This is a genomic window from Gordonia terrae, assembly GCF_051789125.1.
In the GTDB taxonomy this organism is placed as follows: Bacteria; Actinomycetota; Actinomycetes; order Mycobacteriales; family Mycobacteriaceae; genus Gordonia; species Gordonia terrae_A.
In genome coordinates this window covers 4237573-4252969 of record NZ_CP196526.1, presented here as the reverse complement: position 1 = coordinate 4252969, position 15397 = coordinate 4237573, and the positions used below count along the sequence as shown (strand labels likewise).

Sequence of the window (15397 nt, the reverse complement as noted above, 5' to 3'; positions counted from 1 at the left end):
GATGAACACGACTCTTGCGGGGTTGCTGCAGGTCGGCGCACTCGTCGCGATCCTCGCCGTCGCCTACGTGCCCCTCGGCGACCACATGGCGCGTGTCTATACCGGCGAACGAGACCTGTGGGTGGAGCGCGTCCTCTACCGCATGGCGCGGGTGAACCCCCGCCGACAACAGACCTGGATCGGTTACGCGCTCGCGGTGCTGGGCTTTTCGCTGGTGAGCTTCATCGCTCTCTACCTGCTGCAGCGCCTCCAGGGCGTCCTGCCCTGGTCCGACGGCAAACCGGGCGTGGCACCGGCGATGGCCTTCAACACCGCGATCTCCTTCGTCAGCAACACCAACTGGCAGTCCTTCTCGCCCGAGGTCGTCATGAGCAACCTGACCCAGATGGTCGGGCTCACCGTGCAGAACTTCGTCTCCGCGGCCGTGGGTATGGCGGTCGCGATCGCGGTGATCCGCGGGATCGTCAACCGTCGGGCGAACGGCGAGATCGGCAACTTCTGGGTCGACCTCGTGCGGGGTGTGACCCGAATCCTCTTGCCGCTCGGTCTCGTGGTGGCCACGTTGCTCATCACGCAGGGTGTCGTGCAGTCGTGGCGCACCGGGTTCGACTGGACGACGCTCGACGGTGCCGGCGCCCGCAGCATGGTCGGACCGTTCGCCTCACAGGAGGCGATCAAAGAACTCGGCACCAACGGCGGCGGGACGCTGTCGGCGAACTCCGCGCATCCCTTCTCCAACCCCACGCCCTTCTCCAACCTCCTCGAGGTCGTCGCGCTGCTGCTGATCCCCGTGTGTCTCACGCGCACGTACGGCACGCTGGTCGCCGACCGGCGCCAGGGCCTGACCCTGCTGGGTGTCATGGCCGCGATCTGGTCGATTCTGTTCACCCTGGTGTGGACCTTCGAAAGTCGCACCGGGGGAGTCGCTTCCGCGGCTGCGGGCGCGATGATGGAGGGCAAGGAGGTGCGACAGGGGATCCCCGGTTCGGTGCTGTTCGCGGTGTCGACGACAGGCACCTCGACCGGGGCGGTCAACTCCGCGCACGACAGCTTCTCGGCCGGCGGTGGCGGCGTACTCCTCTGGAACATGCTCCTCGGCGAGGTCGCGCCCGGCGGCGTCGGCTCGGGGCTGTACGGGATCCTCGTTCTAGCGATCATCACCGTCTTCATCGGCGGACTGCTCGTCGGCCGGTCGCCGACCTTCCTCGGCAAGCGCATCGGTCAGCACGAGATCACCGTCGCCGCACTGTATGTGCTGGTGATGCCGTCGCTCGTCCTCGCCGGCACCGGGATCTCGGTGATACTCGGATCGACGACCGCGGCGCAGGGCAACAGCGGCGACGCCGGGTCGCCCGGAGCGATCCACGGTTTCGGCGAGGTGCTCTACGCCTACGCGTCGGCCGCCAACAACAACGGGAGCGCATTCGGCGGCCTCACGGTGACCAGCGACTGGTTCCAGGCGTCGCTGGGAGTCGCGATGCTCCTCGGGAGATTCCTGCCCATCGTGCTCGTGCTCGCGCTGGCCGGACTGCTCGCACGCCAGATCCCCAAGGACTCCGGTAGATCGGCGCCCGCCGGAGACGAAGGCACCGCCACCGGTGGGCCCGCCTCCGTCATGCCGCACGCGGCGTCGACGGCGGTGCTGACTGCACCGGCCGACGCCGCGCAGGACTCGCGTTCCGCACTGCCGACCCACGGGTTCCTCTACGGATCCCTTCTAGCGGCGACGATCCTGCTCGTCGCCGGACTCACCTTCTTCCCGGCGATGGCGCTGGGACCGATAGCCGAGGCACTGCTGTGACCACACAACTGACCGCGTCCGACCGATCTGGGCCCGACCGATCCGGGCCCAACCGATCTGGGAACAACCGGGCCGCAACCCCTCCGGACGCCGAGCCTGCGCTGGTGTCGCGGGGCGCCTTCGACATCCGCTCCCTGGTGACCTCGTTGCCGCTGGCCCTGCGCAAGCTCACTCCGCGTGATCAGGCCCGCAACCCGGTCATGTTCGTCGTCTTCATGGGTGCTGTGGTGACCACCGTGCTCGCGGTCGTCCGCCCGTCGTGGTTCAGCTGGACCGTCGCGGCCTGGCTGTGGTTCACCGTGCTCTTCGCCAATCTCGCCGAGGCTGTCGCCGAGGGGCGTGGCCGCGCACAGGCGGACAGCCTGCGAAAGGTGAAGCGCGACACGATTGCCCGACGGCTGGTCGACAGCGACGACACACTTGGGCTCGGGGACCTCGACGAGGTCGCCGGCAGTGAGCTGGCCATCGGCGACCTCGTGGTCGTCGAGGCCGGCGAGGTCATCGCCGGCGACGGGGACGTGGTGGACGGTATCGCGACGGTCGACGAATCGGCGATCACCGGCGAATCCGCGCCGGTGGTGCGCGAATCGGGAGGTGACCGGTCGGCGGTCACCGGCGGGACCGTCGTGCTCTCCGATCGCATCGTCGTCCGGATCACCACATCACCCGGCGAGACCTTCGTCGACCGGATGATCGCCCTGGTCGAAGGTGCGGCGCGTAAGAAGACGCCGAACGAGATCGCCCTCGACATCCTCCTGACCAGCCTGACTGTGATCTTCCTGCTCGCGGTCGTCGCCGTCGGACCGATGCAGGAGTATGCGGGCCAGTCGCCCGACCCGATCAAACTGATCGCGCTGCTCGTCTGCCTCATCCCCACGACGATCGGAGCCCTGCTGAGCTCGATCGGCATCGCCGGGATGGACCGGTTGGTGCAGCGCAACGTCCTGGCGATGTCGGGCCGGGCGGTCGAAGCGGCGGGCGACATCGACACCCTGCTCATGGACAAGACCGGCACCATCACCTTCGGAAACCGCCGGGCCACCGAACTGTGTGCGGCGCCGGGGATCTCGATCGACGAGATGGTCCGGGTGGCCCACCGGTGCAGCCTCGCCGACGGCACCCCGGAGGGACGCAGCATCGTCGAACTGTGCGAATCGGCGTACGGGATCAAGCGGGACGACGGTGCGGCCCCGGATCGGCCGGGGACTGACCGAATCGGCCCGGATGCAACGAGGACCGACTCGATCGTCCCGTTCACCGCCCAGACCCGCATGAGCGGAGTGGATCTGCAGACCGCCGGTGGTCTGGTCGAGTATCGCAAGGGCGCCGCCGATGCGGTCACCACATGGGTGGTGGCGGGTGCAGGCGTCGTCGAGGACGCGGTGGCCGACGACGTGGAACGCATCTCCGCCGCGGGCGGTACGCCGCTGGTGGTCGGCGTCCGCGACGGTGAGCGGCCGGCGCGGGTACTCGGTGTGATCGCGTTGTCGGACGTGGTGAAACCCGGCATGGCCGAACGTTTTGCGCAGTTGCGGGCGATGGGCATCCGCACCGTGATGGTCACCGGTGACAATCCACTCACCGCGCGGGCCATCGCGGTCCAGGCCGGGGTCGATGACTTCGTCGCCGAGGCCACCCCCGAGGAGAAGCTGGCCCTGATCAGGTCCGAGCAGGCGTCGGGCCGGCTCGTCGCGATGACGGGGGACGGCACCAACGATGCCCCGGCCCTGGCCCAGGCCGACGTTGGTCTGGCGATGAACACGGGTACGTCGGCCGCCAAAGAGGCCGGCAACATGGTGGACCTCGACTCGGATCCGACGAAGCTCATCGAGGTGGTCGGCATCGGCAAGCAACTGCTGATCACCCGCGGTGCGCTGACGACCTTCTCGCTCGCCAACGATCTCGCCAAGTACTTCGCGATCCTGCCCGCCATGTTCACCGCCGTCTATCCGCAGCTCGACGCCCTCAACATCATGGGTCTGCATTCCGCGCAGTCGGCGATCGTGTCCGCGGTGATCTTCAACGCGCTGATCATCGTCGCGCTCATCCCGCTCTCCCTGCGCGGGGTGCGCTACCGGCCCAGTTCGGCGTCGAAACTGTTGGGCCGCAACTTACTCGTATACGGGGTCGGCGGCGTGATCACGCCGTTCATCGGTATCTGGCTGATCGACCTCGTCGTTCGTTTCGTTCCGGGAATGGGATGACCACCATGAACACACTCCTGTCCGGTCTCTTCCGGCAATGCGTCGCCGCCATCGGAATGGTCCTCGGCCTGACGATGCTCCTCGGTCTCGCTTATCCCGCTGCGGTGTGGGCGATCTCGCGGGTGAACACCTCCGGGGCGGAGGGTTCGCAGATCGTCGACGCGGCGGGCTGCCCGGTTGGCTCCTCGCTGATCGGACTCGACCCACAGGTACGGCCCGGCGCCGGAGACCCGTATCTGCATGCGCGGGTGCTCGGCGCTGCGGACGAGCCGATGGCCACCGGCGATCCGTCCGCGTCGGCGGCGAGTAACCAGGGACCCAACAGTGAGACCCTGCGCGCCCACGTCGAGGCCAGGCGGACGCTCATCGCCGGACGCGAAGGCGTGCCGCCCGCCGCGGTTCCCGCCGACGCCGTGACCGGCTCGGGGTCGGGACTCGACCCCCACATCAGTCCCGAGTACGCCGAACTGCAGGTGGCTCGGCTGGCGCGGGAGAACCGTCGGTCACCCGAGGACATCAGGGCCGTCATCGACGCGCACACACAGGGTCGGCAATGGGGATTCCTGGGGCAGCCGCGGGTCAACGTGCTCGAGGTGAACCTGGCCCTCGGGCACGCGCCACCCGTCTGTCGCGCGTCGTGACCGGGGATAGAATCGGCCGATGACCTCAGCGGCGGACCCGGCGGCGGCGAGGGTCCCGACGCCGGCGGTCGCGGACGCGCACACCGAGGGGCGCGGCAGACTCCGTGTCTTCCTCGGTTGTGCGCCCGGCGTCGGCAAAACCTATGAGATGCTCGCCCAGGCCCGGACTCTCCTCGACGAGGGCGTCGACGTGGTCGTGGCGGTCGTCGAATCCCACGGCCGGGTCGCCACGGCAGCGCTCGTCGAAGGTCTCGAAGTGATCCCCCGGGTACGTCGGTCCTACCGCGGGACACCGTTGGAGGAGATGGACGTCGACGCGGTACTGGCCCGCCGACCGCAGGTCGCCCTGGTCGACGAGCTCGCCCACACCAACGTCCCCGGATCGCGGAACACCAAGCGGTGGATGGACATCGGAGATCTTCTCGATGCGGGCATCGACGTCTACTCGACGATCAACGTCCAACACCTCGCCGGCCTGAACGACGTCGTCGCGCAGATCACGGGCGTCGTGCAGCGCGAGACCGTCCCCGACGACGTGGTGCGCGGCGCCGACCAGATCGAACTCGTCGACATCGACCCCCAGGCACTCCGACGGCGCCTGTCGGCGGGCAAGGTCTATCCGGACGGTCGGGTCGACGGCGCGCTACGCAACTACTTCCGGCAGGGCAACCTCACCGCGCTGCGCGAGCTCGCCCTCCTGTGGCTCGCCGACCAGGTGGATGACAAGCTCGCCGATTACCGTGCGGCGCATGGCATCACAGACACCTGGGAGGCGCGGGAGCGGGTCGTGGTCGCGGTGACCGGGGGTGCCGAGTCGCCCACCTTGCTGCGCCGGGCCGGCCGCATCGCCTCGCGGTCCAGTGCGGAGCTGCTGGCCGTACACGTGGTCCGAGGCGACGGACTGACCGGCACGGGTGTCGACCTCGCCGCGCTGAAAGAGCTCGCCGCCGGCTTCGGCGCGCGCATCCACACCGTCGTCGGTGACGACATCCCTGCCACCCTGCTGGACTTCGCCCGCGGGGTCAACGCCACCCAGCTCGTCGTCGGGACGTCGCGCCGGCCCCGTTGGAAACGGATCTTCGACGAGGGTGTCGGCGCGACGGTGGTCAGTCAGAGCGGTCGCATCGACGTCCACATGGTGACTCACGACGAGCGGAAACGCCGGTCGCGCCTCGACATCCGGGACACCCGCTTCCACCGACCGCTCAGCTGGGTGTTCGCCGTCCTGGTCCCGCTCGCCGTCACGGGCCTGCTGCGGATGCTCGATCCGTGGCTCGGTTTCACCAGTGAGTCGGCTCTGTTCTTCGTGTCGGTCCTCGCGGTGTCGATGCTCGGCGGTATCGCACCGGCCGCGTTGTCGGCCGTGGTCTCGGGTCTGTTGCTGAACTACTTCTTCACCGACCCGCGCTTCACGTTCACGATCAGCCAGCCCGACAACCTGATCACCATCCTGGTGTTGCTGTTGATCGCGGTCGCGGTTGCGGCTCTTGTCGATTCGGCCACCGTGCGCCGTGCGGAGGCGCATGAGGCGACCCGTGAGGCGGAGCTGCTCGCGCTGTTCTCCAGTGTGGTGCTCGGCGGCGCCGACGTTCCGGGGCTCCTCGAACGGTTGCGTGAGACCTACGACCAGACGTCGGTGTCGGTGGTGCGGCGAACCGCGCGGTCCGCACGGCGGGTGGAGGCCGCCGTCGGCGAGCATCCCCCGAAGGGGCCCGACGACGCCGACACCGTGTGCGTCGTACCGGGGGACGAGTTCGAGTTGCTCTTGCGCGGACCGAAGCTCGGTGCGCGTGACCGGCGCGTGCTGGCGGCGGTGGCAGGTCAGGCGGCGAGCGCGGTGCAGCGTCACGCGCTCGAGACCGAGGCGGCCTCCGCGGAGGCGCTCACGCGGACCGACGAGATGCGTCGTGCACTGCTCTCGGCGGTGAGTCACGACCTCCGGACACCGCTCGCCGCCGCGAAGGCCGCGGTGTCGAGCCTGCGCAGCGACGACGTGACCTTCACCCCGGAGGACACCGCGGAGCTGCTGGCGACCGTCGACGAGTCGGTCGATCATCTCGCCGCGCTGGTCGGCAACCTGCTGGACTCGTCGCGTCTTGCGGCGGGGGCCGTCCGGCCGCAGCTGCAGCGGACGTTCCTCCCGGAGGTGGTGCACCGGGCGGCCGCCGAGGTGTACCGATACGGCACGGAGGCGGGGCCCACCTTCGACCTCGGTCATGCCTGGGCGTTCACCGATGCCGGTCTCCTCGAACGTGCGTTGGCGAACCTGATCGACAACGCGCGGCGCCACGGTGGGGGCGAGGTCGAGATCTCGGCACGCCTGACCGCCGGCGATCGGCCGCGATGCGTGATCCGGGTCGTCGATCACGGTCCCGGCCTGCCCGAGGCCGGCCGGGAGCAGGTGTTCGCGGCATTCCATCAGGGCGGCGACACCAGCGGGGCGTCGTCCGGTGTCGGGCTGGGATTGTCGGTGGCACAGGGCTTCGTCTCGGCGATCGGCGGAGCGCTGACCGTCGAGGACACCCCGGGTGGCGGAGTCACGATGGTCGTCGACCTACCCGCTACCGGTGATCTCGAGACGCCGGCCGATCCCGAGACGCCGGCCGACCCCGGGATGCCCGCAGATCCGGGAGGAGCCCGATGACCGCCGAGAAGACCCGGGTCCTCGTCGTCGACGATGAGCCACAACTGCTGCGCGCGTTGCGGATCAACCTCAACGCCCGCGGTTTCGCCGTCACCACCGCGGCGACGGGTGCGGCGGCGCTCACGGCGGCGGCCCGGATCAACCCGCACGTCGTGGTCCTCGACCTCGGCCTGCCGGACATCGACGGACTGACTGTGCTCGAAGGGCTGCGAGGTTGGACGACGGTGCCGGTCATCGTCCTGTCGGCGCGTAGCGACGCGGCGGACAAGGTCGTGGCCCTCGATTCCGGCGCCGACGACTACGTCACCAAACCCTTCGGGATGGAGGAGTTCCTGGCACGGCTGCGGGCGGCACTGCGTCGCGGGGCGGCGGCCGGCGGGGCGTCGGAGTCACCGGTCGTGGACGCCGGTGCGTTCGTCGTCGACCTCGCCGCCAAACAGGTGACGCGCGACGAGGCGCCCGTCCACCTCACCCCCACCGAGTGGGGCATTCTCGAGATGCTGGTGCGCCATGAGGGAAAGCTGGTGTCGCAGAGGGACATCCTGGCGTCGGTGTGGGGACCGGGTTACGACGGACAGAGCAACTACCTCCGCGTCTACCTCGCCAGTCTGCGCCGGAAGTTGGAAGACGACCCCGCACACCCCCGGCATCTGATCACCGAGGCCGGTATGGGTTACCGCTTCGTTCGGACGGGCAGTGCGTCGTCGGGTTCCGGATCATGAACGCGCGGCGATGATCACCGGTGCGGACATCCCCGCCGGCCTGAGTGCGCAGGCGGCGCTGGGGCCGGATTGGCAGGACTGGTTGCGTCGACTGCCCGCCACCGCGTCGGCGTTGCTCACCGAATGGGATCTACGACGCGACGGTTCGCAGGTGTGGCACGGGTTCGAGTCGATGGTGATCCCGGTCTTCGACCGCAGCGGGCGGCAGGGGGTTCTCAAACTCGCCTTCGACGGTGACGACGAGGGTGCCCAGGAAGCACTCGGGCTGCAGCACTGGCACGGTCGGGGCGCGGTGCGTCTGGTGCGCGCGGATCCCCGCAGGCGGGCGCTGCTGCTCGAGCGGCTGGAACGGCGCGACCTGACCACCGTCGACGACGACGAGGCCTGCACGGTGGTCGCCGGACTCTACGGTCGGTTGCACATCCCGGCGCCGGGCCGTCTCACACGCCTCACCGCGCATCTGGAGGGATGGCTGGCCGGGCTGGCCGCCATGCCTCGTGATGCCCCGGTGCCGAGGCGGTTCGTCGAGCAGGCGTCGTCCCTGGGCCGGGACTTCCTGTCGGACACCGACAGCGTGGGCGTCATCGTGCACGGCGACCTGCACCACGAGAACGTCCTCGCCGGTCCCGACGGGCAGTGGGTCGCCATCGACCCCAGTCCGATGTCGGGCGACGCGCACTACGAGCTCGCGCCGATGCTGTGGAACCGCTTGGGCCCGCGGGAGTCCGATGTGCGCGAACAGATTCGCCGACGCTTCTACACCATCGTCGATGCCGCAGACTTCGACCCGGATCGTGCCCGGGACTGGGTCATCGTGCGGATGATCCTCAACGCGCACTGGGCGATCGAGGATGCCGAACGGGCCTCGCGGCCCCTGCGTCCGGCCGATCGGGAATGGATCACGACGTGCATCACGGTCGCGAAAGCGGTCATCGACTGACGTTTGTCGCTGGGTGTGGCGGTCGCATGCGATCTCATTTCGTCGACGCGACCTCGATCGAAGTCGCGTCGACGAAATGAAGTCGCATGCGACCTCGCTTCGGGGGCGGCTCGTCACCGGTCGGCCGGCTCGGCGCAGACATCGCCACAGTCTCGGCGGTGGTTGTCACCACGACGACACCGCGGGTAGATTGTCAACAATCCAACAATCGCCGGTGCTGCGGCACGCCGACGAAACACCGGCTTGCGCGTGTCTTTCACGGTAAGAAAGAGGGGATGACGGTGACGATGAAGGTGGAAGACGAATCGGCGGGTCCGGAGGACCCGGGCTCCGCTCGAACCGTCGTTCGCCAGGGCAAACAGGGTGCGTCGCTGCGGCGTCGGGTGCTGTCGCCACTGGTGCAGGAATCGACACCGGCGATCATCGCGCGTAAGTTGCACGATGCGATAGCCAACGGGGACTTCCCGCCGGGTTCCCAACTGACCGAGTCGGGGCTGGCGGCCGACCTCGGCGTCAGCCGCGGCCCCCTCCGGGAGGCCATGCAGCGGCTCACCGCCGAAGGGCTGCTGGTCAGCCACCGCAACCGCGGGCTGTTCGTCGTCTCGATGGACGACGACGACATCCGCGACATGTACGTCGCGAGGACCGCGGTGGAGCGCGCCGCCGTGCAGCAGGTGATCAGGCACCGAGAGCAGGAGGCGGTGGACTCACTCGGCGAGGCCGTCGATGTCATGCGTGAGTTCATCGACGAGCCCAACGGCGCCGGGATGGCGGAGGCCGACATGGCGTTTCACCAGACACTGGTGGAATACGCCGGAAGTCAACGGCTTTCGCGACTGCACGAGACGATCCTCGTGGAGACGCGAATGTGCCTGCGAGCCATGCGGGGAACCTACTCCTCGGGAAAGGACCGAATCGACGAACACCAGGCGTTGGTGGACGCCATCGCCGCGGGAGACGCCGCGGCGGCAGATGCTCTGATGATCGCGCACATGGCCGACGGGTTGCGCCGCCTGGTCGGTGACGACGAGAACGCCGCCGACCCGCAGGTGGCCAGGGGCTGATCACCCGCGACCGGTAGTCGCGTACGGCCGAGAATCGTGCCGCACGTGCGCATCACGAATCCACCGAGTTCGACCCCAGTGGCCCCACGACTCAGGAAGCGCAGATGAGCGACACGACACCAGCAGACACCTATGAGCAGCTCGCACCGGACCCGGACTCCCCGGAGGGCAAGAAGATCCTCCGCAAGGCCATCGGCGCCTCCGCGATCGGCAACGCCACCGAGTGGTACGACTACGGTGTCTACGCCGCCGCGTCGGTCTACCTGACCCAGGCATTCTTCCCGGGAGAGCTCGGAACCATCGGCACCATGCTGGGTTTCGCGGTCTCCTTCGTCCTGCGTCCGCTGGGCGGAATGGTGTGGGGACCGATTGGTGACCGCATCGGACGCAAGTCGGTCCTGGCGATGACCATCCTGCTCATCTCGGGTGCGACCGCCCTGATCGGTCTGTTGCCGACGCACGCGTCGATCGGTGTGTGGGCCCCGATCCTGCTGATCCTGCTCCGCGTCGTCCAAGGGTTCTCGACCGGTGGCGAATACGGCGGTGCGGCAACGTTCATGGCCGAGTACGCGCCGGACAACAAACGCGGCAAGTACGGCTCGTTCCTCGAATTCGGGACCCTGGCGGGCTTCTGCGGCGGCACCCTGTTCGTCCTGCTCCTGCAACTGCTGCTCACCGACTCGCAGATGGATCAGTGGGGCTGGCGCATCCCGTTCCTGTTCGCCCTGCCGATGGGCCTCATCGGCCTCTACCTACGCTCGCAGATGGAGGACACCCCCGTCTTCCAGGAACTCGAGCAGGACAACGAGATCAAGGGATCGGCCTGGACCCGCTTCAAGGATCTCCTCATCAACTACCGGCGCCCGATCCTCACGATGTTCGGCCTCGTGATCGCCCTCAACGTCGCCAACTACACGCTGCTGGCCTACCAGCCGACCTACCTGCAGAACACGATCGGTCTGTCCGAGACCTCGGCGAGCACAGTCAATCTCGTCGGTCAGCTGGTCATGATGCTGCTGATCCCGTTCTTCGGGTGGTGGTCGGATTCCACGGGCCGCAAACCGATGTGGTGGGGATCGCTGATCGGGCTGTTCGTCCTCGCCTTGCCCCTCTACTGGTTGATGGGGCAGGGCTTCGCCTGGGCCATCGTGGCTTTCGTCATCCTGGGGGTGCTGTACATCCCGCAGCTGGCGACCATCTCGGCGACCTTCCCGGCGATGTTCCCGACGCAGGTTCGCTATGCCGGGTTCGCGATCTCCTACAACGTCGCGACCGCCGCGTTCGGTGGTACGGCCCCGCTGGTCAACGACGCCGTCGTCGAGAAAACCGACTGGTCTCTGTTCCCGGCGATGTACATGATGGGTGCCTGCGCCATCGGCATGGTCGCGCTGCTCTTCCTCAAGGAGACCGCGGGCGGTTCGATCCGCGGCACCGGTATTCCCACCCGCGAGAACGACTTCAGCTCGTTGCAGGGACAGAAGGTGGGTTCGTAAGGTTCGCCGAGCTCAGCCGACGGGGCGCAGAAGGCGCAGCGCGGCGAGGGTGTAGGCCCTCGCCGCGGTGACGAGATCGGCGATCGCGACCGACTCGTCGGGCTGATGGGCATCGGTGTTGATGTTGCCCGGGCCCAGCACGATCGACGGGATGCCGAGGTCGCGGCTGACGAATCCGCCGTCGCAGGCGGCTGTCCATCCGCCGACCGAGGTGGTGGCACCGGCGTGCGTGACCGATCCGACGGCCGCCGTCACCAGGGGATGGTCGGCGGCGGTGGCGAAACCGGGCATCTCCATCGTGACGCGGATGTCGACCGAGATGCCGTCGGTGTCGATGCCCTTGTCGCTGATCGTCTTCCGGAGTTCGGCGGCGATCATGTGCGGGTCCTCGTCGGGCATCAGACGACGGTCGATGCCGAGTGAACACGTGGGCGCGACCACCGAAATCCCCTGTCCGCCGGCGATGGTGCCCACGTTCCACGTCCCGCACCCGAGCAGGTCGTCGAGGTTCTGCGCCAGATCCCGGGCGTCGGCGCGGATGATCTCCACGATCGCGGCGGCGGCGTCGATAGCGCTGCGCCCGTCGGCAGGGCGGCCGGAGTGTGCGGCGCGACCCGTCACGTCGATCTCGATGTACGACGCTCCCCGGCAGCCGCGGACGACTTGCAGATCGGTGGGCTCGGCGACCACGCAGCCGACGAAGTCGTGATCGCCGGGGCGCGCGACGAAGTCGCGTACCCCGAGACCGTGTTCTTCCTCGTCGACGGTGCACACGAGGCGCACCGGCCCCGCGGTTGCCACACCGAGTTCGCGCGCTCGGGACAGTGCGCTCATGGCTGCGACGACGGCGGCGAGTCCGCCCTTCATGTCGGTGGAACCCCGCCCGTAGATGCGACCGTCGCGGATGCGCGCCGTGTACGGGTCGGCCGTCCAGTTGGGACCTGCCGGGACCACGTCGGAATGTCCGAGGAACATCAGGCCCGGCCCGGGGCCGGCGGGGAGAGTCGCGACGAGATTCGGGCGCCCGGGCGCCGCCTCGGTGGTGGAGACCGTCAACCCCACATCGCGACAGGCTTTGTCGAGAACGGCGACGGCCGCTTCCTCGGTGCCGCCCGGATTCTCGCTCGGAGCCTCGACCATGGCAGAGGTGAGCGCGACGATCGCGGCCTCGTCGACGAGGTCGAGCACGGCCTGTTCGGTTGAGGTCAGATCGGGTTCGGGGTCACCACTCACCGTGCCATCTTCTCAAGACTCGCGGTGAGGCGTCGGACACCCTCGTCGATCCGTTCGGGAGTGCTCGAGGCGAAGCACAGACGCATCGAGTTGCGGAAGCGGCCGCCCGGTGACAGCGCCGGGCCCGGGATGAACGCCACGCCGTCGGCCAGGGCGACCTCGAACAGTTCGCGGGTGTCGATCTCGGCGAACTCCTCGCGCAGCGTCACCCACAGGAAGAAGCCGCCTTCGGGATTCGTCGTCACCACCCGGTCACCGAGATGGCGGGCGACGGCTTCGAGCATCGCGTCCTTCCGTTCGCGATAGAGCGTGCGGATCCCGGCCAGGTGGTCCTCGAGGCCGCCGCGGGCGATGTACTCGGCGACGATGTGCTGATTGGGCACATTGGTGCAGGTGTCCATGGCCTGCTTGCCGTTGATGAGCAGTTGACGCAGGGACGGATCGGCGTCGACCCAGCCCACCCGCCAGCCCGGCGCGAGGATCTTGGAGAAGGTACGCACCGAGAAGACGAGAGGATCGCCGGGGCTCAGCGTCTGGAATGTCGGGATGTCGGTGCCGGCGAAGCGCAGCAATCCGTACGGATCGTCGTCGATGACGACCGAACCCCAGGTGTGGGCCAGGCGAAGCAGTTCGCGGCGCCGTTCTTCCGACATCGTCACTCCGGACGGGTTCTGGAAGGTGGGGATCGTGTAGATCGCCTTGGGCGTCTGGTGAGTGTGCGCGACGAGATCCTCGAGTTGATCGACCTGCATCCCGTCGTCGTCGACGGGAACCTCGAGGAGCCGGGCCCCGTACGACAGTGCGGTCGCGCTGCCGTTGGTGTAGGTGGGTGATTCGACGATGACCAAGTCGCCGGGATCGATGAAGAGTTTGCACGCCAGGTCGAGGCCCTGCATGCCGCCGGTGGTGATCACCAGACGATCGTGTGACGACGGATCCGGTGTGGTCGCCAGGTAGTCGACGAGAAGCTGGAGCAGTCGCGGCTCACCCTCGGTGGCACCGTAGGTGAACGAGGTGTGGTCGAGGATCTCGCCGGCGATCTGGCGGAACTCGTCGGCCGGCACCGCCTCGTCGGCGGGTGAACCCATCGCGAAGCGCACGATGTCGTGCGACTGGGCGGCCAGCAACGACGTCGACGAGTCGATCATCGAACCGACCAGGTCCTTCGTCCGGCCCGCCAATGGCAGTGTGGGTCCGGAATGTCGCGCGTCATGCGTGGTTTCGGTGGTGGTCACTTTCTTCACCTCGTGTGGTCGCCCTTCGTGGCTCGTCGCTTGCGCTCCTCGCACCTCAGGGATCTGGTTGGTGTCGTTCGCTGCCTCGGGGGTCTGGTTGGTGTTGTTCGCTGCCTCGGGGGTCTGGTTGGTGTTGTTCGCTGCCTCGGGGGTCTGGTTGGTGTCGTTCGCTGCCTCGGGGGTCTGGTTGGTGTCGTTCACCACCTGGGGGAACAGGTTGTGTCGTTCATTTCCGGATGAGCTCCCGGGGGAAGTCGGTGAACGTCTCCACCCCGGTGGGGCTGACGCGCACGGATTCCGAGAGCTCGAAACCGTAGTTGTCCATCCACATGCCGCACACGATGTGGAAGGTCATGTTGGTCTCCAGCACGGACTCGTCCTCGGAGCGGATGCTGATGGTGCGTTCACCCCAGTCGGGCGGATAGCCGATGCCGATGGAATAGCCCAGGCGCGAGGGCTTTTCGAGACCGTACTTGGCGAGGGTCCAATTCCACGTGGACGCCAGCTCGCGGGTCGCCACGCCCGGCTTGATCGCCTCCAGGACGTTGTCGAGGCCTTCGGCGGTCGCCTTGGCCACGTAGTCCAGGTCCTTCGACACGGTGCCCAGTGACACGGTCCGCGCCAGCGGGCAGTGGTACCGGCTGTGCGCACCGGTGAGCTCGATGACCACCGCCTCGTTCTCGACGAACGTGCCCTGATTCCAGGTCAGATGCGGGGTGTCGGCGGCGGCGCCGGTCGGCAGCATCGGGACGATGGCCGGGTAGTCGCCGCCGTACTCCGGCGTGCCGGTGATCTGGGCCTGCGAGATCGCCGCCGCCGCATCGCATTGCCGGACGCCGATGTCGATGGTGTCGATCGCGGCTCGCATCGCTTCCGAGCACACCATGCCGGCCTGGCGCATCAACTGCACCTCGGCGTCGGACTTCACCGACCGCACCCAGTTCACGAGTTCGAAGTTGTCGACCAGTTTCCACTCCGGGATGGCGTTGAACAGCGCCCGATATGCCTTGGGGGAGAAGAAGTGCGAGTCCATCTCCAGACCGACCGACCCCGCCTTCGACGCCGGCGCGATCAGATGCCGTTGGCGCAGAGACCAGGCGACCCAGTCGAACGGATGCAGGTGCGGGCGGTGCACGTAGCTCTCCGGATAGCCGACGATCTGCTCGGCAGGCAGCCACGTGGTGCGGTGCGCCCCATGGGCATCCATCTCACGGGCGTAGAACACCATCTCGCCGTCGATGGGGACGAACAACATCTGCGGCGTGTAGAACGACCACGCGTTGTACCCGATGAGATAGAAGATGTTGGCCGGGTCGGTGACGATGATCGCCGACAACCCCTGGCGGTCCATGAGTTCACGGACGCGTACCAGGCGCTGTTCGTACTCGCTGTCGGTGAACAGCTGAGCACCGAGGTACAT

General features: G+C 67.9%; 11 protein-coding genes. 8 read left to right on the top strand and 3 right to left on the bottom strand.

The genetic code is table 11. The features are described 5' to 3' along the window. The first annotated feature begins 1 nt into the window (after position 1). From kdpA to ACSUZC_RS19190, 8 genes are all read left to right on the top strand, one after another. The gene (gene kdpA / locus ACSUZC_RS19225; RefSeq protein WP_439030056.1) at positions 2 to 1801 is read left to right on the top strand and encodes a potassium-transporting ATPase subunit KdpA; all 1800 of its coding nucleotides are present in this window, start codon (positions 2 to 4) and stop codon (positions 1799 to 1801) included. Positions 1802 to 1905: 104 nt separating this feature from the next. After that, entirely contained in the window at positions 1906 to 4005 is a 2100-nt protein-coding gene (kdpB, locus tag ACSUZC_RS19220) for a potassium-transporting ATPase subunit KdpB (protein ID WP_439030055.1), read from the top strand. A 5-nt stretch (positions 4006 to 4010) separates the two neighbouring features. Next, positions 4011 to 4646: a potassium-transporting ATPase subunit C gene (locus ACSUZC_RS19215; RefSeq protein ID WP_439033179.1), complete on the top strand. Its 636-nt coding sequence runs from the start codon at positions 4011 to 4013 to the stop codon at positions 4644 to 4646. 19 nt (positions 4647 to 4665) lie between these two features. After that, positions 4666 to 7290 carry a DUF4118 domain-containing protein gene (locus tag ACSUZC_RS19210; protein ID WP_439030054.1) on the top strand — a complete coding sequence of 875 codons (2625 nt, stop codon included), beginning with the start codon at positions 4666 to 4668 and terminating at the stop codon, positions 7288 to 7290. Beyond that, a complete protein-coding gene (locus tag ACSUZC_RS19205) occupies positions 7287 to 8012 on the top strand; it encodes a response regulator (protein WP_439030053.1) in 726 nt (241 codons plus the stop codon). Before ACSUZC_RS19210 ends, ACSUZC_RS19205 begins: the two co-directional genes overlap by 4 nt. Before the next feature lie 10 nt (positions 8013 to 8022). Next, positions 8023 to 8952 (top strand): aminoglycoside phosphotransferase family protein, encoded by a 930-nt coding sequence (locus ACSUZC_RS19200; RefSeq protein WP_439030052.1) that lies wholly within the window; start codon positions 8023 to 8025, stop codon positions 8950 to 8952. A gap of 275 nt (positions 8953 to 9227) precedes the next feature. Next, the gene (locus ACSUZC_RS19195) at positions 9228 to 10016 is read left to right on the top strand and encodes a GntR family transcriptional regulator (protein WP_439030051.1); all 789 of its coding nucleotides are present in this window, start codon (positions 9228 to 9230) and stop codon (positions 10014 to 10016) included. Between the two features lie 104 nt (positions 10017 to 10120). Beyond that, positions 10121 to 11509 (top strand): MFS transporter, encoded by a 1389-nt coding sequence (locus ACSUZC_RS19190; protein ID WP_439030050.1) that lies wholly within the window; start codon positions 10121 to 10123, stop codon positions 11507 to 11509. A gap of 12 nt (positions 11510 to 11521) precedes the next feature. Here ACSUZC_RS19190 and ACSUZC_RS19185 read toward each other — a convergent pair whose 3' ends face one another. The 3 genes from ACSUZC_RS19185 to ACSUZC_RS19175 form a co-directional block, all read right to left on the bottom strand. Continuing rightward, complete coding sequence (locus ACSUZC_RS19185) at positions 11522 to 12742, bottom strand: M20 family metallopeptidase (RefSeq protein WP_439030049.1); 1221 nt, start codon at positions 12740 to 12742, stop codon at positions 11522 to 11524. Continuing rightward, on the bottom strand, positions 12739 to 13977 hold the full coding sequence (locus ACSUZC_RS19180) for a PLP-dependent aminotransferase family protein (RefSeq protein WP_439033178.1): 1239 nt from the start codon (positions 13975 to 13977) through the stop codon (positions 12739 to 12741). Before ACSUZC_RS19180 ends, ACSUZC_RS19185 begins: the two co-directional genes overlap by 4 nt. A 226-nt stretch (positions 13978 to 14203) precedes the next feature. Then, positions 14204 to 15397, bottom strand: a complete 1194-nt coding sequence (locus ACSUZC_RS19175; protein WP_439030048.1) for a M24 family metallopeptidase — start codon at positions 15395 to 15397, stop codon at positions 14204 to 14206.